This is a genomic window from Dongia sp. (assembly GCF_041905885.1).
In the GTDB taxonomy this organism is placed as follows: Bacteria; Pseudomonadota; Alphaproteobacteria; order Dongiales; family Dongiaceae; genus Dongia.
Genome location: NZ_JAYRKD010000009.1, coordinates 129443 through 143967, shown reverse-complemented (window position 1 = coordinate 143967; position 14525 = coordinate 129443). Strand labels below are relative to the sequence as shown.

Here is a 14525-nt window from a genome sequence, read left to right as displayed (position 1 = left end):
CTTCGTTTAAGAAGCCCCGAAATCCGCGCCTTTGGCCGCGTTTTGCTTGGCAAAGGGCGGCGGGTTGGGGCAAAGTTACACCCAGGAAATCCGCGAGTTTTGGGCTGTTTTGACGGTTCGCGATCGGAGGTCGCAGGCGACTGATGAATGCCATTCTTGAGATGCGGGGGATCACCAAGACGTTTCCGGGCGTGAAGGCGCTCAGCAACGTCAATCTCTCCGTGAAGGCAGGCGAGATCCACGGCATCGTCGGCGAGAACGGCGCCGGCAAATCCACCTTGATGAAGGTCCTCTCCGGCGTCTATCCGCACGGCTCCTACGACGGCGAGATCCACTTCGCCGGCGAGGAGCGGAAGTTCCGCGGCATCGCCGACAGCGAGCATGTCGGCATCATCATCATCCACCAGGAACTGGCCCTGGTCCCGCTGCTCTCGATCGCCGAGAACATCTTCCTCGGCAACGAGGTCGCGACCGCCGGCATCATCGACTGGAACGCCGCGTTCCGGCGCACCAAGGATCTCTTGAAGAAGGTCGGGCTGCAGGAATCGCCGCAGACCCAGATCGACACCATCGGCGTCGGCAAGCAGCAGCTGGTGGAAATCGCCAAGGCGCTGTCGAAGGACGTGAAGCTGCTGATCCTCGACGAGCCGACCGCCAGCCTCAACGAGAGCGACAGCGATGCCCTGCTGGCGCTGCTGAAGGAATTCCGCGCGCAAGGCATTTCCTCGATCCTGATCTCGCACAAGCTGAACGAGATCCTGAAGGTCGCGGACAATGTCACGGTGCTCCGCGACGGCAGCACGGTCGATTATCTCGACTGCCACGCCGAGCGCATCGACGAGAACCGCATCATCAAGAGCATGGTCGGCCGCGAGCTGACCGACCGCTATCCGGACCGCCATGCGCATCCCGGCGACGTGATCTTCGAGGTCAAAGACTGGAACGTCCATCACGCCGTCCATGCCGACCGGCACCTGATCAAGAACGTCAACCTCAACGTCAAGAAGGGCGAGGTGATCGGGATCGCCGGCCTGATGGGCGCCGGGCGCACCGAGTTCGCGATGTCGGTGTTCGGCCGCTCCTATGGCCAGAAGATCAGCGGCCAGGCGCTGATGCACGGCAAGCCGGTCGACGTCTCCACCATCAACAAGGCCATGGACGCCGGCATCGCCTATGTGACCGAGGATCGCAAGTCCTACGGCCTGGTGCTGATCGACGACATCCGGGGCAACGTCTCGCTGGCCAATCTCGACGGCATCTCCAGGCATACGGTCGTGGATGCGCAGCGCGAGATCATCGTCGCCAACAAATACCGCAAGGACCTCAACATCCGCTGCTCCAGCGTGTTCCAGCAGACGGTGAACCTTTCGGGCGGCAACCAGCAGAAGGTCGTGCTCTCGAAGTGGCTGTTCACCGGACCGGATGTGCTGATCCTGGACGAGCCGACGCGCGGCATCGATGTCGGCGCCAAATACGAGATCTACGGCATCATCAACGCCCTGGCCGAGAGCGGCAAGGCGGTGATCCTGATTTCATCGGAGATGCCCGAGCTGCTCGGCATGTCCGATCGCATTTACGTCATGAATGACGGGCGCATCGTCGGCGAGATGCCGGTGGCGGAAGCGTCCCAGGAGAGAATCATGCATACGATCATGAAGTCGTGGGAAGACTGAGCATGGCCCAGGAAACCACCGTCGCCACCTCCGGCGCGCCGCATGTCTCGCTGGCGACCTATATCCGGCACAATATCCGCGACTATGCGCTGCTGCTGTCGCTGATCGTCATCATGGTGTTCTTCCAGGTCGCGACCGGCGGCATCCTGTTCCGGCCGGTCAACATCACCAACCTGGTGCTGCAGAACTCCTACATCGTGATCATGGCGCTGGGGATGCTGCTGATCATCGTCGCCGGCCATATCGACCTCTCGGTCGGCTCGATCGTCGCCTTCGTCGGCGCGCTGGCCGGCGTGCTGATCGTCCAGCAGAAATGGGATTTCTCGCTGGTGTTCCTGCTCTGCATCGTCTGCGGCGCGGTGATCGGCGCGGCGCAGGGCTTCTTCGTCGCCTACCTCAAGATCCCGGCCTTCATCGTGACCCTGGCCGGCATGCTGGTGTTCCGCGGGCTGTCGCTCTATGTGCTGGGCGGCACCTCCTACGGCCCCTTCCCGACCGGGTTCCAGCTGCTGGCCAACGGCTTCATCCCCAGCTACACCGACGATGCCATCAAGGCCTTCTCGGTTTCCATCGGCCTGCCGGCATCGTTCAGCTGGTTCTCGATGATCGCGGGCGTTCTGGTGACCGCCGCCTTGATCACTTTCAAGATCCGCGAGCGGGTGAACCAGCAGAAGCACGACCTGGCCGAGGAGCCGTTCATCATCTTCGTCGGCCGGAACGTGCTGATCGCGATCGGCTTCCTGTGGCTCACCTACCTGCTCGCCTCCGCGCGCGGCCTGCCGAACGTGCTGGTGGTGATGTTCGCCCTCATTACGCTCTACGCCTTCGTCGCCTCGAATACCACGATCGGCCGGCGCATCTACGCGCTGGGCGGCAACGAGAAGGCGGCGCGGCTCTCCGGCATCCGCACCGACCGGCTGACCTTCTACGCCTTCCTCAACATGGGTGTGCTGGCGGCCTTGGCCGGCCTGGTTTTCACCGCGCGCCTGAACAGCGCCACGCCGCAGGCGGGCCTGGGCATGGAGCTCGACGTGATCGCCGCCTGCTTCATCGGCGGCGCCTCGCCGACCGGCGGCGTCGGCAAGATCATCGGCGCGGTGATCGGCGCCTTCATCGTGGGCGTCATGAACAACGGCATGTCGATCCTCGGCATCGGCATCGACTTGCAGCAGGTGATCAAAGGCCTGGTGCTGCTGGCCGCGGTCTGCCTCGACGTCTATTACAAGCGCAAAGCCTAAGCCCCCGCGGAAGGAACTCGCCCATGCGTCTCATCCAGCTTGAACTCGGTTCCAGCCGCGCGGTGGCGCGCGTCGATGGCGCCAAGCCCGCCGTCGTCCCCGGCGCAAAGTCGATGCTCGAGCTCGCCCAGAGCGCCATCGCCGCGAAGCGCAGCCTGACCGCCGAGGTCGAAAGCCGCGGCGCCGGCGAGAGCTTCGACTATGAGGCCGCGCTGGCCGGCGGCCGCGTGCTGCCGCCGCTCGATCATTCCGACCCGACGCATTGCTGGATCACCGGCACCGGCCTCACGCATCTCGGCAGTGCGGAGGCGCGCGACAAGATGCATGTGAAGCTCGGCGCCGGCGACGAGAACCTCACCGACTCCCTGAAGATGTTCAAGATGGGCCTCGAAGGCGGCAAGCCGAAGGGTGCCGGCGCCGGCGTGCAGCCCGAATGGTTCTACAAAGGCGACGGCACCGCGCTGGTGCGTCCGGGCGGCGCCTTCCCGATGCCCGCCTTCGCCCAGGACGGCGGCGAGGAGCCGGAAGTGGTCGGCCTCTATGTCGTCGGTCCCGACGGCAAGCCGTTCCGCCTCGGCTTCTGCCTCGGCAACGAGTTCTCCGACCACGTGACCGAGCGGGTGAACTATCTCTGGCTGGCGCATTCCAAGCTGCGCGCCTGCTCGATCGGCCCGGAGCTCCGCGTCGGCGCGCTGCCGGAACATGTGGACGGCGACAGCCGCCTCATTCGCAACGGCAAGGTGATCTGGACCAAGCCGTTCCTCTCCGGCGAGAAGAACATGTCGCACACCATCGCCAATCTCGAATACCACCACTTCAAATACACGCAGTTCCGCCATCCCGGCGACGTGCATATCCACTATTTCGGCGCCGCGACCTTGAGCTTCGCCGACGGCATCCGCACCGAGCCCGGCGACATGTTCGAGATCGAGATGAAGGAGTTCGGCGCCCCGCTGCGCAACACGCTGGCCAAGAAGTCGGCGGAGGACTTCGCCTATGGTGGCGTCGCCGTCCTCTAGGCTATGACCGGCATCAGCGCCATCTTCGCCGATTGGGGCACCACCAACCGGCGCGCCTGGGCGGTCGATCGCGACGGCAAGGTGCTCGACCAGCGCAAGGACGACCAGGGCCTGCTCGGCGTGAAAGACCGCGCTTTCGAGGCGTCGTTCCGCGGCTTCATCGGCGACTGGCTGCAGGCCGCTGCACCGAAAGCGCCGGTCGTCATGGCCGGCATGGTGGGCAGCAAGCTCGGCTGGCGCGAGGCGCCCTATGTCGCGACGCCCGCCAGGTTTGGCGACCTCCCCCGGAACCTGGTCGCCCTGCCCGATCTCGACGGCCACCCGATCCGCATCGCGCCCGGCCTCTCCGCCCGAGAGGACGGGCGCCCGGACGTCATGCGCGGCGAGGAATGCCAGCTCTACGGGCTGTGGCTGCATGCGCAAGAGACGCGGCTCTGCGTCCTGCCCGGCACCCATTCCAAATGGGCCGAGATCAAGGATGGCGGTCTCGCGACGTTCCGCACCTATATGACCGGCGAGCTGTTCTCGCAGCTCTGCAGCAGCGGCACGCTCGCCCAGCTGATGCAGAAGGACGCGCCGCATGACGACGACGCCTTCCGCCGCGGCCTGGCCGTCAGCGCGGGCGCCAGCGCCGGGGCGCTGCTCAACCGCTTGTTCAGCGTGCGCAGCCTCGGCCTGTTCGCCGAGCTGCCGCCAGAGGCGCTGGCCTCCTATCTCTCGGGGATCCTGATCGGCGCCGAGCTGCGCGACGCCACCGCCGGTATCCGCGGCAGCGTCGCGGTGATCGGTTCCTCGCGCATGACCGAGCTCTACGTCTCGGCGCTGGATGCGATCGGCATCAAGAGCGCGGCGATCGACGGCGACCCGCTGCTGCGCACCGCGCTGCTGGCGATCGCCCGCGACGCCGGGCTGATGTGAGCTACTCGCCGGGGGCCGGCTGGGCCACCGAGGCTCCGCGGCTGAACATGCCCACCAGCCGCTCGAAGTATATGTAGATCACCGGCGTGATGTAGAGCGTCAGCAACTGCGAGACGATCAACCCGCCGACCACCGCGAGACCGAGCGGCTGCCTGAGCTCGGCGCCGGCGCCGTGGCCGAGCGCGATCGGCAGGGTGCCCATGATCGCCGCCATGGTGGTCATCATGATCGGGCGGAAACGGAGCAGGCAGGCTTCGTGGATCGCGGTCTCCGGCTCGGCGCCCTCGCGCCGTTTCTCCAGCGCCACGTCGATCATCATGATCGCGTTCTTCTTCACGATGCCGATCAGCATGACGATGCCGATGATCGCGATGACGTTGAGGTCCTTGCCGAACACCAGCAAGGTCAGCAGCGCGCCCAGAGCTGCCGCCGGCAGGCCGGAGAGGATGGTGATCGGGTGGATGAAGCTCTCGTACAGGATTCCGAGGATCACGTAGATGACGAAGATCGCGGCCAGGACCAGCAGGGTCATGCCGTTCATCGAATCCTGGAACACCTGCGCCGTGCCCTGGAAGCTGCCCGAGATTCCGGCCGGCAGCTTCATCTCGCGCTCGACCTCACGGATCGCCTCGGTCGCATCGCCGAGCGAGGTCCCGGGCGCCAGATCGAAGGAGATGGTGACCGCCGGCAGCTGGCCCTGATGCTGGACGCTGAGCGGGCCGGCCTGGCGGATGATCTTCGCCACCGAATCCAGCGGCACCAGTGCGCCGTCCGTGCTGCGGACGTAGATCTCGCGCAAGGCCTGCTCGCTCACCGTCCGCGGCTGGACCGCCTCCATGATGACCGAATAGGAATTGGTCGGCTTGTAGATTTCCGAGACCTGGCTCGACCCGAAGGCGCCGTAGAGCGTGGTGCGGATCGCCTCGGTGGTGACGTTCAAGGCCGCGGCGCGGTCGCGGTCGATATCGACCAGGTATTGCGGGTTGTCGACCTCGAGGTCGGAGTTGACGCCCTGCAGGATCGGCAGCTGCGCCAGGCGCTCTTCCATGTCCTGGGCGACCTTCTTCAGCTGGTCGAACTCGACCGCCTGCAAGGTGTATTGATACTGGCTGCGCGAGGAATGGCCGCCGACATTGATGTTCTGGATCGGCGTCATGAAGACGCTGACGCTCGGCAGTGCGGCGAGCTTGCCGCGCAGGCGCTGGATCACCTGGCGCGCCGAGGCGTCGCGCTCGCCGAGCGGCTTCAGGGTGATCCACATCGAGCCGTTGTTCTCGCCGCCGGCGCCGAAGCCCGAGGTGCCGACCGTCGAGCTCACATAGGCCACGGCAGGATCCGCCCGCACGATCTCCGCCACCTGCTGCTGCGCCGGCAGCATGGCGGCGAAGGACATGTCCTGCGGGCCTTGCACCGAGACCGAGATCAGGCCGGTATCCTCCTCCGGGAAGAAACCCTTCGGGGTCGCGACGATCAGCCAGGCACTGGCCCCGATCGAGGCGAAGGTGACCAGCAGGATGATGAAGCGGTGCCGCAGCGACCAGCCGAGCGTCGCCGCATAGGCCCGCAGCATCGCATCGAAGCCGGCTTCCAGCCCGCGATAGACCAGGCCATGCCGCTCGCCCTCGCGATGGGTGCGGAGCAGGCGGCTGCACAGCATCGGCGTCAAGGTCAGCGAGACCAGGCCGGAAATCAGGATGGTGAGGCTGATGGTGACGGCGAACTCGCGGAACAGCCGGCCGACCACGCCGCCCATGAACAGCACCGGGATGAACACCGCGACCAGCGAGATGGTGATCGAGAGAATGGTGAAGGCGATCTCGCGCGAGCCTCGCAGCGCGGCCATCCAGGGCCGTTCGCCCTTCTCGACATGGCGGACGATGTTCTCCAGCATGACGATCGCGTCATCGACCACGAAGCCGACCGAGAGAGTCAGCGCCATCAGCGAGAGGTTGTCGATCGAATAGCCGAGCAGGTACATGCCGCCGAAGGTGCCGATCAGCGAGACCGGCAAGGCCAGTGCCGGGATGATCGTGGCGGTGAGATTCCGCAGGAACAGGAAGATCACCATCACCACCAGGGCGATGGTGAGGCCGAGGGTGAACTGCACGTCGGCGACCGAGGCGTTGATCGAGATCGAGCGGTCCACCAGGGTGGAGAGATGGACCGAGGGCGGGATCTCGTTCTGGATCTGCGGCAAGAGCTTCTTGATGGAATCGATGACCGCGACGGTATTCGCGTCCGGCTGGCGCTGGATCGCCAGCACGATCGAGCGCTCGCCATTGAACCAGCTCGCGGTCTTGTCGTTCTCGACACCGTTGACCACGGTCGCGATGTCGCCGAGCTTGACCGGATTGCCGTTGCGATAGGCGACGATCAGGTCGCGGTACTGCGCCGCGTCGGAAAGCTGGCCGGGCGCCTGCAGGGTCGCGGTCTTCTCCGCGCCGCTCAAGGCGCCGACCGGCGCGTTGGAATTGGCCGCGGCGACCGCATTCTCCACTTCATCGACGCCGACGCCCATCGAGGAAAGCTGGTTGGGATCGACCTTGATGCGGATGGCGAATTTCTGCGCGCCGAACACCAGCACCTGGGCGACGCCTTCCAGCAGCGAAAGCCGCTGCGCGATGTAGGATTCCGCGTATTCATCGACGGCCGAGAGCGGCAAGGTCTTGGAGGTCAGTGCCAGCAGCAGGATCGGCTGGTCCGCCGGGTTGACCTTGCGGAAGCTGGGCGGGTCGGTCATCTCAGTCGGCAGGCGGCGCGCCGCGACGCTGAGCGCCGATTGCACGTCGAGCGCAGCACCGTCGATGTCGCGGTCGAGGTCGAATTGCAGGGTGATCCGGGTCGAGCCCTGGGTATTGGTCGAGCTCATGGAGTCGATGCCGGAGATGGTGGAGAACTGCTTCTCCAGCGGCGTCGCCACCGCCGAGGCCATGGTCTCCGGATTGGCGCCGGGCAGCGAGGCGGTGACCGAGATCGTCGGGTAGTCGACCCGGGGCAAAGCGGCGACGGGGAGCTGGCGGTAGCCGGCGATGCCCAGCATCACCACGGTGATCATGAGCAGGCATGTCATCACCGGCCGGCGGATGCAGAGCTCCGGCAGGCTGATCATTGGCCCACCTTCACCGCGCCTTCAGGCAAGGTTTCGGCTTGCGGGTCCGGCGCGACCGCGGCGGAGACCGCGACCTTGGCGCCGTTCTCCAACCGGAGCTGGCCTTCGGTCACGACCTTCTCGCCGGGCTTGAGCTCGCCCTCAACCACCATGTCCTGGCCGACCTGGCGGGCGACGGTGATCGGGCGCAGCTCGACCGTGCTGTCGTCCCTGACCACCCAGACATAGGCGCCTTCCTGATTCATCTGCACGGCGACGGTCGGCACCACGATTGCGTCGGGATCGACGCGGATGGTCATCACCACGTTGACGAACTGGCTCGGCCAGAGGAACTCGTCGGCGTTGGGGAACTGCGCCTTCACCGACAGCGTGTTGGTGGTGGGATCGATCGCATTCTCGACATAGGAGACCTCGCCCCGTTGCGCGGGCGCGCTGCTGTCGGGGATGGTGACCGAGACCGGCACCTTGCCGCCAGAGAGCGCGCGCTGCAGCTCGCCCATGCTCTCCTGCGGGATCGAGAAGGCGACCAGGATCGGCTGCAGCTGGTTGATGGTGACCAGCGCGGTCGAATCCGCCGAGCGCACCGAGTTGCCGAGCTTCTGCACCACGGTGCCGATCCGGCCGGAGATCGGCGCTGTGATCACGGTGTAGGAGAGCGTCACCCGCGCGGCGTCGATCGCGGCCTGGTCGGCGGCGATGGTGGCCTGCAGGGTCGCGACCAGGGTGGTCGCAGCGTCGTAATCCTGCTTGGTGGTGAAGTTCTTCGCCGCGAGCGGGGTCAGGCGATCGACCTGGCGCTTGGCATTGGCGAGCGAGGCCTGGTCCTTGCCGAGATTGGCCTGGGCCAATTTCAGCGCCGCCTGCGCCTCGCGGTCGTCGATCCGGAAGAGCTCGTCGCCGGCCTGCACCTCCTGGCCGTCGGTGACCGCCACCTTGGCGATCACCCCGTCGATCCGGGAGCGGACCGCAACGCTGGCCAGGGTCTGCACCCGCCCGACGGTGCGGATCTCGACCGGCGCGGCCTTCTGCTCGACCGAAACGACCGAGACCGGGACCGGCTTGGCCTCCGGTTTACCCGGCGCCTGGGCCGCGGTGCCGCGCTGGTGTGAATAAAGGAATACGCCGCCGCCCAGGGCGACGATGAGCACCATCAAGAGAACGAGCCGAGCCCGCATCGGATCTGTCATTTCCCCGCCGGCGTTCGTTCGGACCTCCGAATTTCACACTGCCCGGCACTTTCATTTGCTTAATACGCCAGTCCGGCTTGAACCCGGCGGTCCGCCTCCCTAAAATAGAACCCGAAAGTTTACTTTTCAACGACCGCGCAGTGACAACACATGACTGTGCTCCCACGCCGCGACTGGCGCAACGAACGCCGACAGAAAATCCTCGGTGCCGCCGCCGAGCTGTTCGGGGCAAACCCCTATGATTCCGTGCAAATGCGCGATGTCGCGGCGCGGGCCGAGGTCGGGAAACCGACCCTCTACCGCTACTTTCCGTCGAAGGAAGAGCTGTTCCTGGAAGTGTTCAAATCGGGACTCGACCGCCTCGATGCCGAGGTGGCGGCAATCCTGAAGGACCGCGACCAGCCCGGCCGCTCCCTGGAGCGGCTGCTCCAGGCGCTCTTGAATGCGCTGGGCGGCCAGGTCGCGGCGCTTCGCATGCTGACCGACGACCAGTCGGCGGTGATGCGGCGCTGGCGCAACGAGTTCCGCCGCCGCCGCCGGCCCTTCGTCGAAGCGGCGCGCACCATTCTGGAACAGGGAATCGCCAGCGGCGAGTTCCGTTCCGTCGATCTCGAGACCGTGCCGTCGATGCTGATCGGCATCGTGCGCGGCGGGTTGATCGGCATGGACCGGGTGCCGCGCGACCGCTTCGCCGCGGCGATGATCGACCTGGTCATGCACGCCCTGCTGGCGCGCGCCCAGGCGACCGCCGCCCACGCGGCTTAGGGAATCAGGATCGTCGAGCCGGTGGTCCGCCGGCTCTCCAAGGCCTGATGCGCCGCCGCGGCCTCGCGCAGCGGAAATTCCTGGCCGATCTCCACCTGCAACACGCGGCTCGATAGCGCACGGAACAGGCGATCGCAGATCGCGCGCACTTCCGCCGCCGTGCCGGTGTAATGGCCGAAATTCGGCCGCGACACTGTCGCCGACTTAGCCACGAAGGCCGCGATGTCGACCGGCGGAATCGGACCGGAGGCCTGGCCGTAGCTGACCAGATGCCCGCGCATCGCCAGCGCCTCGTAGGATTTCAGGAAAGTGTCGGCGCCGACCGCGTCGTAGACGATGTTGCAGCCGCGCCCTTCGGTGATCTCCACTACCCGTCCGACGAAGTCGGTCTCGGTGTAAATGATCGGATAGGCGCAGCCGGCGGCGCGGGCGATCTTCGCCTTGTCCAGCGAGCCGATGGTGCCGATAACCGTGGCGCCGAGATGCCGCGCCCATTGGCAGAGCAGCTGGCCGACGCCGCCCGCCGCCGCATGCACCAGGATGGTGTCGCCCTCTTTGACCGGCGCCACCCGGTGCAGCAGGAACTCGGCGCTCATGCCCTTCAGCATCACGGCAGCGGCAACGCGGTCGGAGATCTCGTCCGGCAGCGGCACGACCAGGTCCGCCTTCATGGTGCGGACCTCGCAATAGGCGCCGGGCGGCGGGCAGGCATAGGCGACGCGGTCGCCCGGCATCAACCCATGCACGCCGGGACCGGTGTCGAGCACCACGCCCGCCGCTTCCATACCGGGGATGCCCGGCGGCTCGATCAGCGGGTAGTAGCCGGTGCGGGTATAGACGTCGATGTAGTTGAGACCGATCGCGCTGTGCCGGATCCGCACCTCGCCGGGCCCCGGCGGCATCGCCGTCGTGCGCTCCCAGCGCAAAACTTCCGGCCCGCCATAGCGCTCGATCACCACGGCGCCGCCGTCGAGCGGGCGATGATCGCCCATCGGCGTGACGGCGCGGGTCCGGAGCACGGCGTTGGTGCCCGGTGCCGCTTGCCCGAACATGGCGCGGACCGCGGCGAAGCCGGCTTCGTAGATCCCCTCGCCCACCAGGCGCGTGAGTTCGTCGGCGCGGTCTTCGGGCGCGGCGAAGCTCGACGACCATTCCCAATAGGTGCGGTTGCCGTCGGTGACCGGCTTCAGGCTGACATTGGCGACATAGTCGATCAGCGGGATCGGTGCGTCGAGGATGCAATAGCTGAAGCGGCGATCGCGGTCGGAGAGGTTGAGCAGCTGCTCGCGCAATTCACCGCCGTCGGTCAGGCGGAAGCGCCGCACGCAGCCGGCCTCGTCGGCGGCGCGGCCCTCCTCGATCCGGCTCTCGGCGACGGCGGGATGCCAGCGCTCATGGCCGTTGAAATCGCGCAGGATCGCCCAGACCGCATCGACCGGCGCATCGATGATGGTGCTGCGGCGGACCTGGATCATGCGCGCATACGGATGCAGTCTTCACGCGGCACCCCCTCCCAACCCTCCCCCGAAGTCGGGGGAGGGCTTTGCACGGCGTCGCCATCTTCCTCCCCCGTCTTCGGGGGAGGTGAGGAGGGGGTGCCGCAAACTCGCTGCACGACTACCTTCTCGCCAACGTGCGCTTCAACGCATCGAAGCCGCCCTGGAACACGCCCTGGCCGACCAGCGCCGCCAGCTCGCCCGAACGCCCCGGTTCGCAGTCGAACTCGGCGCTCCATTCGGCGAAGGTGCGGTTGCCGTCGGTGATCGGCGAGAGCTTGAGGGTGGCGATGTAGTCTCGCACCCCCATCGGCGATTCCAGGATCGCGTAGGTGCAGGTGAAGTCGTAATCCGAGAGCGCCAGCAGGCGCTCGCGGATGTTGCCGCCGTCCTTCAGGTTGAAGTTGCGGATGCAGCCGATCTTGTCGCTGGGATGGTTGCCCTCGATGCGGCTGTCGCGGATGGCGGGATGCCATTGCGGCAGGGCGTTGAAGTCGCGCACCGTCGCCCAGACCCGGTCGGCCGGCGCGTCGATGACACTGGACGTATAGACCTTGACCATGGCCTAGCGCTTCGGCTCGTCGTCGCTGCCCGCGGGTTCGAGGATATTGGTCAGCCGGCCGATATCGCCGCCGGAAAGGCCGATTTCCTTCAGCAGCGAATCCACCAGCGGTGCCTGGGCGCGGTAGCGCAGCGCGCTGTTCACCAGGTTGTCGGAGAAATTGCCCGAGCCCTCGCGCATGCCGCCGCCCTGCCCGCCGCCCCCGCCGCCGAGCCCATCGACCTGCAGGATCTTGATGCCGTCGATCTTCTCCATCGGCTTCACGGATTCGCGGATGATGCCTTCCAGCTTCTCCAGGAGCTTCATCCGCATCGCCGACCCGCGCGATTCCGGGGTCAGCACATTCGCCGCCTCGTTCATCAGGCGGTTGCCCTCGGCCTCGATCTCGTAGCGCAGCCGTGCGGCCAGCGCCCGGATCTTCTCGGCCTCGGCATCGCCCTCGGCCTCGATCCGGCGCGCCGCGCTGCGGTCGCTGGCGGACGCCTTCTCCGCCTCGGCTTCGGAGCGCAGCCGGATCGCCTGGCGCTCCGCTTCCTGGCTCGCGGCGATCAGCTCGATCGCCTTCCGGCGCTCGGCGACCTCAGTCTCGCGGGCGGAGAACACCTTCTCCTCCGCCGACACCGCCTTGGCGCGCGCGATCTCCGCCGCCGCCTGCGCTTCGGATTGGGCTTTGGACGCCTGGGCGATGGCAACGGCGCGATCCTGCTCGGCGAGCTCGAGGGCCTTGCGGCGCTCGACCTCGAGCTGCTGGATTTCCTGCTCGCGCTTGATCCGCTCCTCGTCGAGCGCGCGGTCGACCGTGATCCGCGACTTCTCGACCTCCAGACGGGCGACGATCTGGGCCTGCTCGGATTCCTGCTCGCGCAACGCGCGCTCACGCGCCAGGTCGGCACGCTGCACGGCGCGCTGGATCTCCAGCTCCCGCTCATGGCTCAGCCGGGCCTGCTCGCTGTCCTGGTCGATGGCCAGCGATTGCTTCTCCGCCTCCAGGTTCTTGTTGCGGATCTGGATCATCGTGTCTTGCTCGATGTCGTTGCGGATCTTCTTCCGCCGCTCGATCTCCTCGGTGAGGCGCGTCAGGCCCTCGGCGTCGAAAGCGTTCGAGGGGTTGAAGAATTCCATGTTGGTCTGGTCGAGGCCGGTAAGCGAGACCGTCTCCAGCTCCAGGCCGTTCTTCAAGAGATCCTCGGCGACGGCGGCGCGGACCCGCTTCACGTATTCGCCACGCTTCTCGTGCATCTCGTCCATGGTCATCTCGGCCGCGACCGAGCGGAGCGCATCGACGAACTTGCCTTCCAGCAGCTCGCGCAGGGCTTCGGGCTGCATGGTGCGCTGGCCGAGGGTCTGCGCCGCGTTGGCGATGGCTTCGGGGGTCGGCTGGACCCGGACGTAGAACTCGGCCACCACGTCGGTACGCATCCGGTTCTTGGTGATCAGCGCCGATTCCCGGCCGCGCCGCACTTCGAGGCGGAGCGTGTTCATGTTGACCGGGATCACGTCGTGGATGATTGGCAGCACCAGGGCGCCGCCGTTCATCACCACGCGCTGGCCGCCCATGCCGGTCCGCACGAAGGATGTCTCCTTCGAGGAGCGGCGGTAGAACCAGTTGATCAGCCAGACGCCGACCGCGATCAGGATCGCAGCGACGATGATCACGAAGATGATCGTTCCGATGGTCGAGCCAGACATGGTTTCCTCCCTCGGCCGTCGCCGGCCGGTTCTCCTTATTTGCGCGCCAGTGCCTTGAACTTGCGCGTCTGTTCGGTGAGTGCGATTTCGGTCGGCAGCCGCTCCATGCTGGAGGCGCCGTAGAAGCCGTGGCAGTCCGGGCAATGCTTCAGAATATAGGCCGCGTCCTCCGGCATGGAGATCGGCCCGCCATGGCAGATGATGATCGCGTCCTTGCGGATCGCCAAAGCCGCCTTGGACCATTCGTTGATGCGCTGGGCGCAATCATCCAGGGTCAGCGCGGTCTCGGCGCCGATCGAGCCGCCGGTGGTGAGGCCCATATGGCAGACGATGATGTCGGCGCCCGCCTCGGTCATCGCCTCGGTCTCCGACTTCGAGAAGACATAGGGCGTGGTCAAGAGGTCGAGCGCACGGGCCTTACCGATCATCTCGACCTCGAGGCCGTAGCCCATGCCGGTCTCTTCCAGGTTGGCGCGGAAAGTGCCGTCGATCAGGCCGACGGTCGGGAAATTCTGCACGCCGGAGAAGCCGAGCTCGCCAAGTTCTTTGAGGAAGTGGTCGGTGAGCAGGAAGGGATCGGTGCCGTTGACGCCCGCCAGCACCGGCGTCTTCTTCACCACGGGGAGCACCTCGCGCGCCATCTCGACCACGATCTCGTTGGCATTGCCATAGGCGAGGATGCCGGCCAGCGAGCCGCGGCCCGCCATGCGATAGCGGCCGGAATTGTAGATCACGATGAGGTCGATCCCGCCCGCCTCCTCGCATTTGGCGGAGAGGCCGGTGCCGGCGCCGCCGCCGACGATCGGCTCATTACGGGCCATCATGCCGCGGAATTTTTCGAGAATGTCTTTGCGGGCAATCCTGGGCAT

General features: G+C 66.3%; 11 protein-coding genes. 5 read left to right on the top strand and 6 right to left on the bottom strand.

What is annotated here, in order from left to right; all coding sequences use genetic code 11:
- Positions 1 to 143 precede the first annotated feature (143 nt).
- Genes mmsA through ACH2CY_RS11885 form a run of 4 tightly spaced genes read left to right on the top strand, consistent with a single transcriptional unit; the run spans position 144 to position 4848 of the window.
- The gene (gene mmsA / locus ACH2CY_RS11900; protein ID WP_395019271.1) at positions 144 to 1673 is read left to right on the top strand and encodes a multiple monosaccharide ABC transporter ATP-binding protein; all 1530 of its coding nucleotides are present in this window, start codon (positions 144 to 146) and stop codon (positions 1671 to 1673) included.
- Positions 1674 to 1675: 2 nt separating this feature from the next.
- Positions 1676 to 2911, top strand: a complete 1236-nt coding sequence (mmsB, locus tag ACH2CY_RS11895) for a multiple monosaccharide ABC transporter permease (RefSeq protein WP_395019268.1) — start codon at positions 1676 to 1678, stop codon at positions 2909 to 2911.
- Positions 2912 to 2934: 23 nt separating this feature from the next.
- A complete protein-coding gene (gene araD1, locus ACH2CY_RS11890; RefSeq protein ID WP_395019266.1) occupies positions 2935 to 3930 on the top strand; it encodes an AraD1 family protein in 996 nt (331 codons plus the stop codon).
- A gap of 3 nt (positions 3931 to 3933) precedes the next feature.
- Positions 3934 to 4848, top strand: coding sequence for a 2-dehydro-3-deoxygalactonokinase (locus ACH2CY_RS11885; protein ID WP_395019264.1), 915 nt, complete (start codon positions 3934 to 3936; stop codon positions 4846 to 4848).
- 1 nt (position 4849) lies between these two features.
- On the opposite strand, the gene ACH2CY_RS11880 is transcribed toward ACH2CY_RS11885, so the two are convergent.
- Positions 4850 to 7957 (bottom strand): efflux RND transporter permease subunit, encoded by a 3108-nt coding sequence (locus ACH2CY_RS11880; protein WP_395019262.1) that lies wholly within the window; start codon positions 7955 to 7957, stop codon positions 4850 to 4852.
- On the bottom strand, positions 7954 to 9132 hold the full coding sequence (locus tag ACH2CY_RS11875) for an efflux RND transporter periplasmic adaptor subunit (protein ID WP_395019260.1): 1179 nt from the start codon (positions 9130 to 9132) through the stop codon (positions 7954 to 7956). The genes ACH2CY_RS11880 and ACH2CY_RS11875 overlap by 4 nt, the downstream gene beginning before the upstream one ends.
- Before the next feature lie 162 nt (positions 9133 to 9294).
- Here ACH2CY_RS11875 and ACH2CY_RS11870 point away from each other — a divergent pair, with 162 nt between their 5' ends.
- Entirely contained in the window at positions 9295 to 9909 is a 615-nt protein-coding gene (locus ACH2CY_RS11870; protein WP_395019258.1) for a TetR/AcrR family transcriptional regulator, read from the top strand.
- Here ACH2CY_RS11870 and ACH2CY_RS11865 read toward each other — a convergent pair.
- From ACH2CY_RS11865 to ACH2CY_RS11850, 4 genes are all read right to left on the bottom strand, one after another.
- Positions 9906 to 11384 (bottom strand): SRPBCC family protein, encoded by a 1479-nt coding sequence (locus ACH2CY_RS11865; protein WP_395019257.1) that lies wholly within the window; start codon positions 11382 to 11384, stop codon positions 9906 to 9908. The genes ACH2CY_RS11870 and ACH2CY_RS11865 overlap by 4 nt on opposite strands.
- A 142-nt stretch (positions 11385 to 11526) precedes the next feature.
- Positions 11527 to 11967, bottom strand: coding sequence for an SRPBCC family protein (locus tag ACH2CY_RS11860; protein WP_395019255.1), 441 nt, complete (start codon positions 11965 to 11967; stop codon positions 11527 to 11529).
- A 3-nt stretch (positions 11968 to 11970) separates the two neighbouring features.
- Positions 11971 to 13656, bottom strand: coding sequence for a flotillin family protein (locus ACH2CY_RS11855; protein ID WP_395019253.1), 1686 nt, complete (start codon positions 13654 to 13656; stop codon positions 11971 to 11973).
- Positions 13657 to 13691: 35 nt separating this feature from the next.
- A complete protein-coding gene (locus ACH2CY_RS11850) occupies positions 13692 to 14525 on the bottom strand; it encodes a phosphoenolpyruvate hydrolase family protein (protein ID WP_395019251.1) in 834 nt (277 codons plus the stop codon).